Here is a 13,671-nt window from a genome sequence, read left to right as displayed (position 1 = left end):
CAGCGATTTGTAAATTGAGTGCAGTCGGCGGGCGCTGCCGTTTGAGACGCAGTTGTGAGATTCCAAGATTTTTTCTTCGGGATAGCGCGACTGCTTGTGCCGACTGGATAGGCAGGGCTGTGGTTTGATGCGGGGGATCCGTCAAAGCTTGACGGTGCGCGAACCGTCCGAAGGTGAGCATGGCCTGTCATTTGGAGAGTCATGCCAAGCCGGCTCACACACCGCGCTTGCATCTGAATGCGAGCGGTTGTTAAAATCCTCACAATTCAGGTGACCGACAGGCCCCACGCATGACTGCTCGCAAGGCGCAAAGGACGGCACGGCTGATCGATCTGCTGTCGCAGCGGCGGGTTATCCATCTCAGCGAAGCGGCAGCGCTTCTCGGCGTCTCCGAGATGACGGTACGGCGCGACATCGCCAACAACCAGGGGCAGATCGCCTATCTCGGCGGACACATATTGGCGGCGGCCGAGATCGAGGCCGATATTCCCTACGAGCTGGCGACAGCGGCCGACAGCCATGCGGCGGCAAAGCGCGAAGCCTGCGTGCATGCGGTGCGCAAGATTCGGCCCGACGAGACGATCTTCATCGATTGCGGCACGACGCTGATCCATCTGGTCGATCTTATTCCCGACAATTATCAAATAACGGCAATATGTTATGCCATGAACGTCGCGGAGCGCCTGAGCCGCAAGGCCAATGTCACGATCATCATGCTGGGCGGCGTCTATCATCCGGCCTCGGCGTCTTTCTCGGGTACGCATGATTTCGAGATCTTGAACAGCGTCGGTATCAACGCCGCCTTCCTGTCGGCCGCCGGCGTCGATGCCAAGCGCGGCGCCACTTGCGAACATTTCCACGAGGCGGTGGTGAAGCAGAAGGTGATGGGCCTGGCGCGGGAAAATTATCTGGTCATCGACTCCAGCAAGATCGGCAAGCTCAAGCGCGCCTTCTTCTCAGCTATGGACGGCTTTGACGCCGTCATCACCGAGCACGGCGAGGTTGGCGCTGATTCATTCCAGCCGCAGGCCTGACTCCGTTTGACATTTCCCCAACGTGATGGAAAAGTCACAAAAAAAGTAAGAGAAGTCTCAAAAGAGACTCGCGACAGTCTGGGGTAGGGGACGTCAAAGGGAGGAAGTGCGGGCGTCATGATCGAACCGGGTTCGATTGCGCCACTATCCGAAGCCCCGTTGCTACGCGTCGAGGGCGTCAGGAAGCGGTTCGGTGGCGTCAATGCGCTGCGCGGCGTCAGCCTCGAAATCCTGTCCGGTGAAGTGCACGCGCTGCTCGGTGAGAACGGCGCCGGCAAATCGACGCTGATCAAGATCCTGAGCGGCGTGCATGTGCATGATGGCGGCTCGATCGAAATCGACGGCAAGCCGGTCTCGTTTTCTTCGCCCGCCCAGTCGCGCGATGCCGGCGTGGCGGTCGTCTACCAGGATCTGAGCCTGGTCGAATCGCTTTCGGTCGCCGACAATCTGCTTTTGGGACGAGAGCCGAAGACGCGGCTTGGCTTCCTCAAGAAGGGCCAGCTGGTGGCGCAGGCCGAAGCCTTCCTCAAATCGCAGAACATCCCGCTCGATGCCCGCGCCATGGTCGGGTCGCTGCCTTTCGCCTATCGCCAGATGACCGAGATCGCCAAGGCGCTGATGGGCGATGTCCGCCTGCTCATTTTGGACGAGCCGACCTCGGCGCTGACCGACGATGAAGAAAAGATCCTGTTCGAGGCGATCCGGGCAGTCGCGGCGCGGGGCGTCGGGGTGATCTATGTCACCCACCGCCTCAACGAGGTCTTCCGCATCTCGAACCGGGTCACCGTGTTCCGCGACGGCCAGAACGCCGGAACATTCGTCACGGCGCAAACCAATATGCGGCAATTGGTCGGCGCCATCGTCGGGCCGGATCACGCTGTGCTGAAGACGGACGGCGCCGGGCAAAGCACATCGTCATCCGCTTCCACTGGTCCGTCTGAGAAGCCCGTGCTCGAATTGACTGATATCAGCAATGACCGGCTCGACGGTGTCAATCTCGAATTGCGCGGCGGCGAGATCCACGGCCTCGCCGGGCTGATCGGCAGCGGGCGTACCGAAATCCTGCAGACCATTTTTGGGCTGCGGTCCATTCAGTCGGGCGAGGCCAGCCTCGACGGCGTCTCGTTGAAAGACATCGATCCGGCGGCGGCGATCGGGCTGGGCATCGCCCTGGTGCCGGAGGACCGGCACGTCCAGGGCCTGGTCCTCGAACATTCGATCGAGCGCAATTTGACCCTGCCGCGCTTGCCGACTTTCTCGCGCCTCGGCTGGCTGCAGCGCGGTCCGGCGAGCGAACACGCCAATGCGGCGATGCGCAGGCTGGCCGTCAAGGCGCCAAGCGCGTCGACCCTTGTGAAGAACCTGTCGGGCGGCAACCAGCAGAAGGTGGTGTTCGGCAAATGGAACGAGCCGCGGCCGCGCGTGCTGCTGCTCGACGAGCCGACGGTCGGAGTCGATGTCGGCGCGCGCGAGGAGATTTACGGCGTCATCCGTGCCGCAGCAGCGGCCGGCAGCGGTGTGCTGCTGGTGTCTTCGGATCTGTCCGAACTGCTGCAGCTCTGCGACCGCATCTCGATCGTCGTCGATGGCCGCGTCACCAGAACGATTGCGCGGCCGGACTTCGGCAGCGCCGAGGATCTTCATCACCTCATTCAACTTTCGCAGCCATCGGAAGAGCACGCGGCATGACCGAAACCCAAAGCCCGGCAAAAGCTGCCGTCAATCAACCGGGCGGCCGCTCGGCGTTGCGGCATCTGCTGCAAGGCGAGCGCCCCTACATGCTCTACGTCGCCTTCGCCATCATGCTGATCGTCTTCAGCCTGGCATCGCCCTGGTTCCTGTCGATCGACAATTTTCTCAACATCGGCCGCCAGACGACGCTGGTCTCGATCATTGCCGTCGGCATGACATTCGTCATCATCTCCAGGCAGATCGACCTGTCCGTCGCCTCGACGCTGGCGCTGTCCGGCATGAGCGCGTCGCTGGCCATGGCGTTCGTCGCCAACAACTGGGTCGTCGGCGCTGTGGCGGGACTGGGCACCGGGGCGCTGATCGGGCTCATCAACGGCGTCTTGACCACGCGCCTCGAAATCCCGTCCTTCCTGGTGACGCTCGGCACGCTGAGCGGCGCGCGCGGCCTGGCGCTGATGGTCACCAACACCAAGCCGGTGATCATCACCAACGAATATTATTTCGCGATCTTCGGCGAGGGCTCGGTGCTCGGCATCCCGGCGCCGATCCTGTGGACGCTGGGCGTCACCATCGCCGGCATATTGCTGCTGCACTACAGCGTCTATGGGCGGCGCGTTTATGCAGCGGGCGGCAACCCGACGGCGGCGCTCTATTCCGGCGTCCATATCAAGCAGGTCACGACGCTGGCTTTCGTGCTGACCGGGACGCTCGCCGGGCTGGCATCGCTGATCCTGTCGGCGCGCTCGCACGCGGCGCGGCCCGACGTGGTGCAAGGCATGGAGCTCGATGTCATCGCCTCGGTGATCCTCGGCGGCTGCAGCCTGTTCGGCGGCCGTGGCTTCGTGCTGGGCACGCTGCTCGGCAGCCTGATCATCGGCACGCTCAACAACGGACTGGTGCTGCTCGGCGTCAGCTCGTCGCTGCAACTCGTCATCAAGGGAGCAATCATCGTCGCCGCGGTCGCGTTCACGAGGAGGTAAGGCGCGCATCGCGGATATCAGCAGAAAACCGCCGGCTCCAAACGGCAAAACAAACGTCAACGATCAACGGAGGAAGTCATGAAATCGGTAGGAATTCACTCGCTTTTCTGCACATTGAGCCTCGCCGCCAGCGCCTTCGCGCTGTCGACATCCATGAGCTTGGCGCAAACACCCGACACCTGCGTTACCGGCGTCGACCTGGCGACGCTCGGACCCAAGGGCATTGTCGGCCAGGGCCCGCACGGCGAAAAGGCAGCCTCGCCCGATGAGCTGAAATTGACCGACGACGAGGCCGCCAAGGTCAAGGCCGGCAAGTTCAAGGTCGGCATTTCCATGCAGACGGTGAACCTCGACTGGTCGCAGCTGCAGGTGGCAGGCATCAGCGAAACGCTGGCCAAATATGGCGTCACCGTCACCGGCGTGGCCTCGGCCGAATATCAGGTCGACAAGCAGATCGCCGATATCGAGAACACCATCCAGCAGCACCCGGACGGCATCATTTCCATCCCGGTCGATTTCACCGCGACGGCGCCGACCTACAAGAAGGTGGGCGAGGCCGGCATCAAGCTGGTGTTCATGGACTCAATCCCGGTCGGCCTCTCATCGCCAAAGGATTTTGCCTCGATGATCTCGGCCGACAGCCAGGGCAACGGCCAGATCGCGGCGACGATCCTGGCGTCCTGCATGCCCAAGGGCGGCACGATCGGCCTGGTGAATTTCGGTGTCGACTATTTCAGCACCAATGAGCGTACCAAGGGTGTCAGCGACTGGATGAAGAAGAACCGGCCCGACATCGTTATGAAGCAGGTCGATTTCACCGATCCCTCGAAGGTCTCGCAGATCGCCGGCGACTTCCTCACCGGCAATCCCGATGTGAAGGGCCTGTACGCGGTCTGGGACCAGCCGGCGCTCGACACGCTGTCGTCGATGCGTGCGCAAGGCATCGACATTCCGATCACCACGGTCGATCTCGGCCTGCAGTCGGCGATCGAGATCGCCAAGGGCGGCCCGCTCAAGGCAACCGGTTCGCAGCGCCCCTATGACCAGGGCGTCGCCGAGGCGCTGGCCATGATGAAGGCGCTGATCGGGCAGCCCACGCCCGCCTGGGTCGGCGTGCAGTCGCTGCCGGTGGTGCAGTCCAACGTGCTGGAATCCTTCAAGACGGTTTTCCACAAGGACCCGCCGGCCGAACTGGTCGACGCCTGCAACAGCGCCAAGCCGAAGTGCAATTGAGATAGCGGCATGGGCGCGGGAGAGATCCCGCGCCCACTGTACCGGGAACGGCATTCATCCCAGGCGCGCGGCATGCTAGGCGTCATAGCACAAATAGCTTGATTTGCCTGTTATCCATGTTTTCGAGGGGATGCGATGTATGTGGGCCGTTCCTACAAGGTGACTGATTTTGCGCTGTGGTCGCGGCGCAGCGTCATCTACATGGTGGTGGTGAGCGGACTGGCCGTCGCGGCATACCGTCTTCCCGGTATCGCCGGCTTTTCGGTGCCATGGTCGGTCGTGCTGGTGCTCGGCACCACCGTGTCGCTGGTCGCCGGCTTCAAGAATTCGCAGGTGTTCACCCGCAGCGGCGAGGCGCTGCAGGCGTTTACGCAAATCACCGCCAGCAGCCGGGTGTGGTCGAATTTCTGCAGGGATTTTCTCGACGCGCCGACGGCGAAGCAACTCATCTACCGCCATATCGCCTGGATGACGGCGCTGCGCTTTTCGCTGCGGCGGCCGATGCCCTGGGAATCCATGGGCAAGGCCGCCAATGTCGAGTATCGGCGGCGCTACCGCATCCAGGAGGATAAGGGCTCGCTCGCCGACGAATTGCGGCCACTGCTGGCGGAGCAGGCAGAGGCGGTGCTGAAATCGCCGCAGCCGGCGTTGGCGCTGCTCGAAATGCAATCGGTCCAGGTCAACGCGCTGTTCAAGGACGCCAAAATTCCTCCTCAGATCTATGTCGAACTGACGAAGCTGATCCGCGACTTCCACGATCAGCAGGCGCGCTGCGACCGCATCAAGAACAACCCCTATCCGCGCCAATACGCCATCGTCAGCTCCATGTTCGTGATGATCTTCTGCACGCTGTTGCCGTTCGGCGTCGTCCCGGTGTTCGCGGAAATGGGCAAGCTTGGCGGCGTGCTCGGCACGATCAGCATCTGGCTGACGATCCCGTTCAGCACGCTGCTGGGCTGGGCCTACATGTCGCTCGACCAGGTCGGCGAGAGCAGCGCCAACCCGTTCGAGGGCAACGCCAACGACGTTCCGATCTCGCAGATCTGCCGTGAGATCGAGATCGAATTGCGCGCCGGACTTGGCGAGACCGACCTGCCCAAGCCGTTGCTGCCGGTGAACGATATCGCGACCTGAAGTGCCTGATCTGGCGCGGCTACGCCTTCGCCTCGACCAGGATCACCAGCGATTCCGGCACCACGCCATCATGCGCCATCGCGTCGGCGGCCGCCTTGCTCTGCATCAGCGCGGCCATCTTATCCATATCAGGAACGTCCATCATCACGGCCACCCGTTTCGGGTTCTGCGGATCGACGAAGGTGCGGATGTTGGTGATCCCCAGCGAGCCGAAAAGCTCCTTGCGCTTGGGTGAACTCAGCCAGTGCTTGCTGTCTTTCGAGATGTTGTGATGACCGATGACTGTCGGCATGGCATCCTCCCCAAGGTGACGCCGGCGGCCGAAATCGCCCGCCTGTTGCTGCGATCCACCTTTAGGGGGCCAATGAGCGCCGTTTCCGTCGGCCTGTCAATTAGCTGTTGCTGATGGATCCTCCTAGAGCTCCAGGCAAACCTTGCCGAAATGCTTCTGGGCTCCGTAGTGCGTGAAGGCGGCGGCGATGTCGCGCAGCGGGAAACGGCGATCAATGATGGGCTTCAAGCGATTGACCTCGATCGCGCGGATCATGTCCTGCTGGTCCGCCCGGCTGCCGATGGAAATGCCGCTGATGCGGATCTGGTTCGAGAACACGGCCGGGATCGAGACATCGGCGACAAAGCCGGTCAGCACGCCGATCAGGGCGATGTGACCGCCTGTGCGGCAGGCGGCTATCGACTGTGCCAGCGTGGCGGGGCCGCCGACCTCGATCACGTGGTCGACGCCGCGTCCGCAGGTCAGCTCCCTGGCCTTGCGGCCCCAATCCGGCACCGCCTTGTAGTTGATGACGGCGTCGGCGCCGAGGCGGCTTAGCCGCTCTAGTTTTTCCTCGTCGGATGAGGTGGCGATGACCCTGGCGCCGGCGGCCTTGGCGAATTGCAGCGCAAACAGCGACACGCTACCTGTGCCGAGCACCAGCACCGTGTCGCCGGGCTTCACCTTGCCGCACACGACCAGGCCTCGCCAGGCGGTGACGCCGGTGCAGGTCAGCGTTGCCGCTTCGGCATGCGTATAGCCCGCCGGAGCTTTGGTGAAGGCCTGTGCCGGCATGCACACATATTCGCTGGCCACGCCGTCAAAACTGTCGCCCGGCACATCGCGCCTGGTGGCGGGCGTCATGTCGCCGTCCAGCCACCAGGGATAGAAGACACTGACGACGCTGTCGCCGGGCTTGAGCGCATCGACGCCGCTGCCGACGGCGATCACTTCACCCGCGCCGTCGGACAGCGGCACGCGGCCATCGGCCAGCGGCGTCTTGCCCTGCACCGCGAAATCGTCGCGCATGTTCAGCGAGCAGGCGCGGATCCTGACCATCACGTCGCCAGGCCCTGGCTGGGGCGGATCTTCCTCGACCAGGTCGAGCCTGTCCAAGCCACCCGGCGCTCTCAGCCTGACGAGCTTCATTGTCTGTCTCCGACATGTGGGGGTGTTTTGATACGGGGGCTGGGCCTATCGGATCTGGCGTCCGGAAATCACCCGCAGCCAGGGTGCCAGGTGGAAGGCGCTCATCAAGAGATACATGGCGGCCATGCCAGTCAGCGGCGAGCCGCCCATGCACAGCATAGCCGCATCACTGCCCTGCATGCAGGAGAGCAGCGCCATCACGGCGAAGGTCGGTGCCGCGGCGAGGCACAGCCAGTCAGCCATGCCAAGGGTGATGGTGTTTTCAGGGGTCGCGCTGCCGGTGCTTATGTGGGTGTCGCTCATGATCTTAATCCCTTGATGGTTGCGGCCCTTCAGGATCTGCGTTCCTCGCCCCCACGAAAGTGGGGGAGAGGTGGCTCGGCGAAGCCGAGACGGAGAGGGGGCTGCGCCCTACGAAGGCCCCCTCTCCGTCCGCTTCGCGGACACCTCTCCCCCCGCCTTTGGCGGGGGCGAGGAACTCAAGCTCACTCGGCCTTATCCCTGAACGCGGCTTCGCCGGCGGCGGACACTTCGGCCCATTTCTTGTCGGCTCCGGCTTCGTAATTGTCGTGCCAGTTCCACCAGCTGTAGAGCGGGGTCTGGGGGTAGCCTTCGGGCGAGTCCTCCCAGATTTCCTGACGGCCGAGCGGGGTGGCGTCGAGATAGCTCCAGACCGTGCCCATCGCCTCGTCGCCGCGGCTGTTGATGAAATAGGTGCGGAAGACGCGGTCGCCGTCATGGATGAAGACGTTGTGGCCGTGCCATTCGTCGACGCCGAAATCCTTGTCGAAGCTGTCGGTGATTGTGTACCACGGTATCTCCCAGCCCATCCGCGCCTTCAGTCTGACAATATCGGCCTGCGGTGCGCGCGAGGCGTAGGCGAGCGTGGTGTTGCGGGCGTTGAGATGGGCGAGGTGGCCGACCTGGTCGGCGCCGAGCGAGCAGCCGCGGCAGGCATGATCGGGCCAGCCATAGACGCCCGGTTCGAAGAAGGCGCGGTAGACGATCAGCTGGCGGCGGCCTTCGAACAGGTCGAGCAGGCTTGCCTTGCCGTTGGGGCCTTCGAACACATAGGCCTTGTCCACTTCCATCCACGGCATGCGCCGGCGTTCGGCGGCCAGCGCGTCCTTGGCGCGCAGCGTCGCCTTCTCCTTCACCAGCATCTTTTCGCGCGCGGCGTCCCATTCCTGCCGCGAAACGATCGGTGGGGTCTGCATCGTCATGTGCTTGGTCATTGGTCTTCTCCTTTGCCAGTGGTGCCGTCGCGGACTACCTGGGGATCCAGGCTAGAGCGGTGAAGCGGGGTGGGGTGAGTTACATCTGCGACGGGATTTGAATCCTCCGGCCCGGCGCAACAGGGGTGGCGGGGCCGTGCGTTGTGTTCGAGATTGTCGGTTGCAGGCATTTTCAACTACCTCTAATGAGATGCTTAATACGAATACCTGAGATGCTCAGGCTAGCGAGTGCCGGAATTGGCGTCAATCGTGGCGGTGGTGCCCTCAGCCACATGGCTAGGTCTCCCTTGGCTCGATGCGGCTTGCTGGCCGGCAGTGGTGATTTAAGTTAGGGCGATGCGGGGGTGGGAGTTACAAGTGTGACGGGATTTGAATGGACTCGCTGATCACCGCGGCAGCGCTGGCGCTGGCGGCGGGCGATCCGCTCGGCGCGCTCGACCGTGTCGCCTTGCGCGAGGATGCGCCGGCGCTGGCGTTGCGCGGCATCGCCATGGCGCAGCTCGGCGATTTCGACCGCGCCAAGCTGCTCTTGCGGCGCGCGGCCCGCGCGTTCAGCCCGAAAGAGGCTGTCGCGCGCGCCAGATGCGTCGTCGCCGAGGCCGAGATCGCGCTGGTCTCGCGTGATCTCGGCTGGCCGGCCAAGGCGCTCGACGCGGCGCGCACCACGCTGGAAAAGCATGGCGACCGGCTGAACGCGGCGCATGCCGGCCACCTCAAGGTGCGGCGCCTGCTGTTGATCGGCCGACTCGACGAGGCCGAGCATGTGCTGGCCGGCCTCGACCCGACGCCGCTGCCGCCGGCCGCGCGGGCCGCACATGAACTCGCCGTCGCCGGCATCGCCATGCGGCGTCTGCGGACCCGGCCGGCGCGCGCGGCGCTGGAATGGGCACGCAACGCCGCCCGCCAGGCCGGCATTCCCGGCCTGATGGCGGAGGTCGCCACCGCATCGCTGGCGCTGGAAACGCCGGCGGCGCGGCTGATCACGCAAGGCACGGAGCGGCCGCTGCTGCTCGAAGAGGTCGAGGCGCTGCAGGCATCGCCGGCGCTGGTCGTCGACGCCTTTCGCTACGCCGTGCGCGCCGGGGACAGGACGGTCTCGCTGGCGAGCCGGCCAGTGCTGTTCGCGCTGGCGCGGGCACTCGCCGAAGCCTGGCCCGGCGATGTGTCGCGCGAGGCGCTCGTGGCGCGGGCCTTTGGCGGCAAGCATGCCGATGAATCGCACCGCGCTCGCCTGCGCGTCGAGATCGGCCGGCTGCGCGCCGAGCTTGCCGCGCTAGCCGACATCAGCGCCACCAAGCGCGGTTTTACGCTGGCGTCAAGGCATGCGCGCGCGGTGATGGTGCTGGCACGGCCGATCGAGGAACGCCACGCGGCGGTGCTGGCCTTGCTGGCCGACGGCGAAGCCTGGTCGAGTTCGGCCCTGGCGCTGGCGCTCGCAACCGGCCAGCGCAGCGTGCAGCGGGCGCTCGAGCCGCTCGCCGAAGCCGGTAAGGTGCAGTCTTTCGGCCATGGAAGGGCGCGCCGCTGGATGACGCCGCCGGTGGCCGGATTCACGACCACCTTGTTACTCCCGGCGCCGCTGCCAAGTAGTTAGGAAGGGTGGATGACCACAATCGAGGATCAAGACATGAAACATTCACCGGCCGAAATCCTGCGCGAATACGGACCTTTTCCCGGTGTGGAGCGGATACATGGGGTGAGCTTTGACGGCGAGAACGTCTGGTTTGCCTCAGGCGACAGACTGAATGCCTTCGATCCGCAAAGCGGACAGCCACTGCGTTCGATCGATGTCGCGGCGCATGCCGGCACCGCCTTTGATGGCCGGTATTTCTACCAGCTCGCCGATGATCGCATCCAGAAGATCGACCCCGATACCGGCGCGGTGCTCTCCACCATTCCGGCGCCCGGCGGCGGCCGCGACTCCGGGCTGACCTGGGCCGAAGGCACGCTGTGGGTTGGGCAGTACCGCGAGCGCAAGATCCACCAGATCGACCCCGAGACCGGGAAAATCCTGCGCAGCATCGAATCCAGCCGTTTCGTCACCGGCGTGACCTGGGTGGATGGCGAGCTGTGGCACGGCACCTGGGAAGGCGACGAGAGCGATCTGCGTCGTGTCGACCCCAAGACCGGCAAGCTCCTGGAGCGGCTCGACATGCCGGCCGGCATGACCGTCTCGGGACTGGAATCCGACGGCGGTGACCGCCTCTACTGCGGCAGCACATCCACTCCGGTGGTGCGCGCGGTGCGCCGGCCGAAATGAGCCGGTTCCCCTGACGGAGACGTCAGGTCTGCGAATTTGTCCGCCGGCGACTGGCCGTCGTCCCGGCGCGTGCCTAGATAGGCTGCGTTGGGCGACCGCCCGGACATCTCTTCGCAAAGGACCCGATCATGCCCGCACAGATCACGCTGAACGACGGCGCCACCATTCCCCAGCTTGGCCTTGGCGTGTGGCAGGTCGATCACGGCATCACCGCCGATGTGGTGGGCTGGGCGATCAAGGCCGGCTACCGGCTGATCGACACGGCCGAGGGTTATCAGAACGAGGAGGGCGTCGGCGAGGCTATCCGCGCCGCCGATGTGCCGAGAAACGAGCTGTTCATCACCTCGAAACTGCGCAACGGCGCCCACCAGCGCGATGCGGCGCTGCGCGCTTTCGACGACACGATGGAAAAACTCGGCGTCGAGCAGATCGACCTGTTCCTGATCCACTGGCCGGTGCCCAGCCGCGACAAATATGTCGAGGCCTGGAAGACCCTCATCGAGCTGAAGCAGGCCGGCCGCATCAAGTCGATCGGCGTGTCGAATTTCAACAGGGACCATCTGGAACGCATCATCGGCGAGACCGGCGTGGTCCCGGTGGCCAACCAGATCGAACTGCATCCGCGTTTCCAGCAGCGCGCGCTCAGGGAATTTCATGCCGCGCATAACATCCACACCGAAAGCTGGAGCCCGCTGGGCAGCGGCCGGCTGCTGAGCGATCCGACGATCGCCGGCATTGCCGGGAAGCACGGCAAGTCGGCGGCGCAGACGATCATCCGCTGGCACCTGCAGCAAGGGCTGATCGTCATCCCGAAGTCGGTCCGCCAAGATCGCATCGCGGCCAATTTCGATGTCTTCGACTTTGAGCTGGACGCGCAGGACCTGGAGACGATCGCGGGCATGGATTCGGCGGATGGACGCGACGGTCCGAACCCGGCCACGGCTGCGTTTTTGTTTTGAAGGAGCCGGCGATGACGCTGCCGATCTCCCCCCAAGTGGGGGAGATGCCCGGCAGGGCAGAGGGGGGCGCTGTCCCGCCAACCTCTCAGCCTGTGCCGCCTAAACCCGCCACGATGACGATATTCTGGCAGACATTGTCGATGTCGCGAATGATATCGTCGTTCCAGAACCGCAGCACGGTCCAGCCATCCTGTTCCAGTCGCTTTGTCCTTGACGCGTCGGTGGCTGCAAGATCCGCGTCGCCGTGCTGCGACCCATCGACTTCTACGACGAGCTTCTTTTCCGGGCAGGCAAAATCCAAAATGTAACCAGCAATTGGAAACTGCCTGCGAAAGCCCAGCCCCATCAGCCTGTGGGGACGAAGCGCGTTCCAGAGCTTCACCTCCGCGTCGGTCATGACCTTGCGCATGGACCGTGCGTTTGCTCGGCTCTTAGGAGGCAATGGAGTATGAGGCATGGCTGCCTCCTTTGATTGAGGCCGGCGCTCTACGGCGCCCCCCTCTGTCCTGCCGGACATCTCCCCCACGAGGGGGGAGATTGGCAGCGTCGCCGTTAGCGTTAAATCCCCGACCCATCGAGCTGCTGCGCGTCGTCGCCTTCCCAAGGGGCGGGCAGCGAGCCGCCGCGGCTGAGATTGGCCGAGGGCAGGGGCATCCAGCATTTCAGCTCCGGTTCGGCATATTCGACGACGCGGCCGGGCGAAGAATCCGAGGCGCGCCAGCCTTCGCCGGCGAACTGGTCGCCGCGCGCCCAGTAGGCGAGGTCGACTTCCGCCGGCCCTTGTTCGGAGGGACGGACCGTGACCAGGATCCGGCTGCCGTCCTTGGGCGCCGTCGACATGTGGCGCCACCGTTCGGGCTCGTCCATCGCAATTCCTCCTGCCTTGGTGCGAGATGAAGTGTCGCCTCGCCATCGATGGTGGTCAACCCACACTTTGTCGGATTAGATCGGCCACCTCCGTCCTAGGTCTGGCGATGTTCGCCAGGACAAGGAGAGGCATTTATGCGTGACAAGGTCGAGCCGATGCCGGCTGGGAGTGAAATGAAACTGTACTTCAGCCGCAATCCCAATCCGCGCCTGGCGGTCGCGGTGGCACGTCATCTCGAGGCGCAGGTGACTTTCGAATTCGCGTCACCCTTTGCGCCGGGACAAGCGGAGCGGTTCCGGCCGCTCAATCCCAACCTCTCCATTCCCATCCTCGCATGGCCCGGCGGCAGTCTGTGGGAGGCGGACGCCATTGCCTGCCGGCTGTCACGCGCGGCGCGTTCCGATTTCTGGCGCACCGGCGAGGACGAGCCCGACATGATCTGCTGGCTGAGCTGGGGCAAGGAGAATTTCGTGCGGGCCTGCGACATGGTGCATTTCGAGCGTGGCACCAAACAGCGCTATGGGCTCGGGCCGATCGATGAGCAAAAGGTCGGGGAGGGGCTCAACGAGTTCCACAAGGCGGCCGCGATCCTGGAGGCGGAGCTGGCAGACCGGCAATGGCTGGCCGGACCATCGCTCTCCTATGCCGATTTCCGCATGGCGACCTTCCTGCCCTTCAACGATGTCGCCGGCCTGCCGCTCGGCGACTATCCCGCGCTCATCAGCTGGTATCGCCAGCTCGAAGCCATCGACGCCTGGCGCGACCCTTTCGAGGGGCTGGATGCGCCGCACTTGCCGCCGGTGCCAAGGCGCCGAAGCTCGGTGATGTAAGGGAAAAACTGACGACCGGCGCATAC

Annotated in this window: 15 protein-coding genes; 9 read left to right on the top strand and 6 right to left on the bottom strand. The window is 64.2% G+C overall.

The features are described from left to right. Positions 1-290: 290 nt before the first annotated feature. From CKW40_RS33060 to CKW40_RS33040, 5 genes are all read left to right on the top strand, one after another. Positions 291-1,034 (top strand): DeoR/GlpR family DNA-binding transcription regulator, encoded by a 744-nt coding sequence (locus CKW40_RS33060; RefSeq protein WP_095203933.1) that lies wholly within the window; start codon positions 291-293, stop codon positions 1,032-1,034. A gap of 117 nt (positions 1,035-1,151) precedes the next feature. After that, on the top strand, positions 1,152-2,723 hold the full coding sequence (locus CKW40_RS33055; protein WP_095203932.1) for a sugar ABC transporter ATP-binding protein: 1,572 nt from the start codon (positions 1,152-1,154) through the stop codon (positions 2,721-2,723). Then, the gene (locus tag CKW40_RS33050) at positions 2,720-3,706 is read left to right on the top strand and encodes an ABC transporter permease (RefSeq protein ID WP_095203931.1); all 987 of its coding nucleotides are present in this window, start codon (positions 2,720-2,722) and stop codon (positions 3,704-3,706) included. The genes CKW40_RS33055 and CKW40_RS33050 overlap by 4 nt, the downstream gene beginning before the upstream one ends. Before the next feature lie 78 nt (positions 3,707-3,784). After that, the gene (locus CKW40_RS33045; protein WP_095203930.1) at positions 3,785-4,939 is read left to right on the top strand and encodes a substrate-binding domain-containing protein; all 1,155 of its coding nucleotides are present in this window, start codon (positions 3,785-3,787) and stop codon (positions 4,937-4,939) included. A 135-nt stretch (positions 4,940-5,074) separates the two neighbouring features. Next, positions 5,075-6,073: a bestrophin family protein gene (locus CKW40_RS33040; RefSeq protein WP_095203929.1), complete on the top strand. Its 999-nt coding sequence runs from the start codon at positions 5,075-5,077 to the stop codon at positions 6,071-6,073. 19 nt (positions 6,074-6,092) lie between these two features. Here the strand turns inward: CKW40_RS33040 and CKW40_RS33035 are convergent, their stop codons facing one another. The 4 genes from CKW40_RS33035 to CKW40_RS33020 form a co-directional block, all read right to left on the bottom strand. Continuing rightward, entirely contained in the window at positions 6,093-6,365 is a 273-nt protein-coding gene (locus tag CKW40_RS33035; protein WP_019859410.1) for a hypothetical protein, read from the bottom strand. Between the two features lie 123 nt (positions 6,366-6,488). After that, a complete protein-coding gene (locus CKW40_RS33030) occupies positions 6,489-7,493 on the bottom strand; it encodes a zinc-dependent alcohol dehydrogenase family protein (RefSeq protein ID WP_095203928.1) in 1,005 nt (334 codons plus the stop codon). A 45-nt stretch (positions 7,494-7,538) separates the two neighbouring features. Then, on the bottom strand, positions 7,539-7,796 hold the full coding sequence (locus tag CKW40_RS33025) for a hypothetical protein (protein WP_095203927.1): 258 nt from the start codon (positions 7,794-7,796) through the stop codon (positions 7,539-7,541). 182 nt (positions 7,797-7,978) lie between these two features. Further along, complete coding sequence (locus CKW40_RS33020) at positions 7,979-8,728, bottom strand: DUF899 domain-containing protein (protein ID WP_095203926.1); 750 nt, start codon at positions 8,726-8,728, stop codon at positions 7,979-7,981. A gap of 373 nt (positions 8,729-9,101) precedes the next feature. Here CKW40_RS33020 and CKW40_RS33015 point away from each other — a divergent pair, with 373 nt between their 5' ends. From CKW40_RS33015 to CKW40_RS33005, 3 genes are all read left to right on the top strand, one after another. Further along, positions 9,102-10,322, top strand: a complete 1,221-nt coding sequence (locus CKW40_RS33015) for an ATP-binding protein (protein ID WP_095203925.1) — start codon at positions 9,102-9,104, stop codon at positions 10,320-10,322. 33 nt (positions 10,323-10,355) lie between these two features. Continuing rightward, positions 10,356-10,988, top strand: coding sequence for a Vgb family protein (locus CKW40_RS33010; protein WP_095203966.1), 633 nt, complete (start codon positions 10,356-10,358; stop codon positions 10,986-10,988). A 128-nt stretch (positions 10,989-11,116) separates the two neighbouring features. Then, positions 11,117-11,947 carry an aldo/keto reductase gene (locus CKW40_RS33005; protein WP_095203924.1) on the top strand — a complete coding sequence of 277 codons (831 nt, stop codon included), beginning with the start codon at positions 11,117-11,119 and terminating at the stop codon, positions 11,945-11,947. Positions 11,948-12,032: 85 nt separating this feature from the next. Here CKW40_RS33005 and CKW40_RS33000 read toward each other — a convergent pair whose 3' ends face one another. Beyond that, the gene (locus tag CKW40_RS33000; RefSeq protein WP_095203965.1) at positions 12,033-12,404 is read right to left on the bottom strand and encodes an endonuclease domain-containing protein; all 372 of its coding nucleotides are present in this window, start codon (positions 12,402-12,404) and stop codon (positions 12,033-12,035) included. A gap of 101 nt (positions 12,405-12,505) precedes the next feature. Continuing rightward, positions 12,506-12,814 carry a hypothetical protein gene (locus CKW40_RS32995; protein WP_095203923.1) on the bottom strand — a complete coding sequence of 103 codons (309 nt, stop codon included), beginning with the start codon at positions 12,812-12,814 and terminating at the stop codon, positions 12,506-12,508. Positions 12,815-12,988: 174 nt separating this feature from the next. Between CKW40_RS32995 and CKW40_RS32990 the strand changes: the two genes are divergently transcribed. Continuing rightward, positions 12,989-13,645, top strand: a complete 657-nt coding sequence (locus tag CKW40_RS32990) for a glutathione S-transferase family protein (protein ID WP_095203964.1) — start codon at positions 12,989-12,991, stop codon at positions 13,643-13,645. Positions 13,646-13,671 lie beyond the last annotated feature (26 nt).

The organism is Mesorhizobium carmichaelinearum (genome assembly GCF_900199455.1).
In the GTDB taxonomy this organism is placed as follows: Bacteria; Pseudomonadota; Alphaproteobacteria; order Rhizobiales; family Rhizobiaceae; genus Mesorhizobium; species Mesorhizobium carmichaelinearum.
The sequence above is the reverse complement of the archived record's forward strand: the minus strand, read 5'-3'. Positions and strand labels throughout refer to the sequence as shown.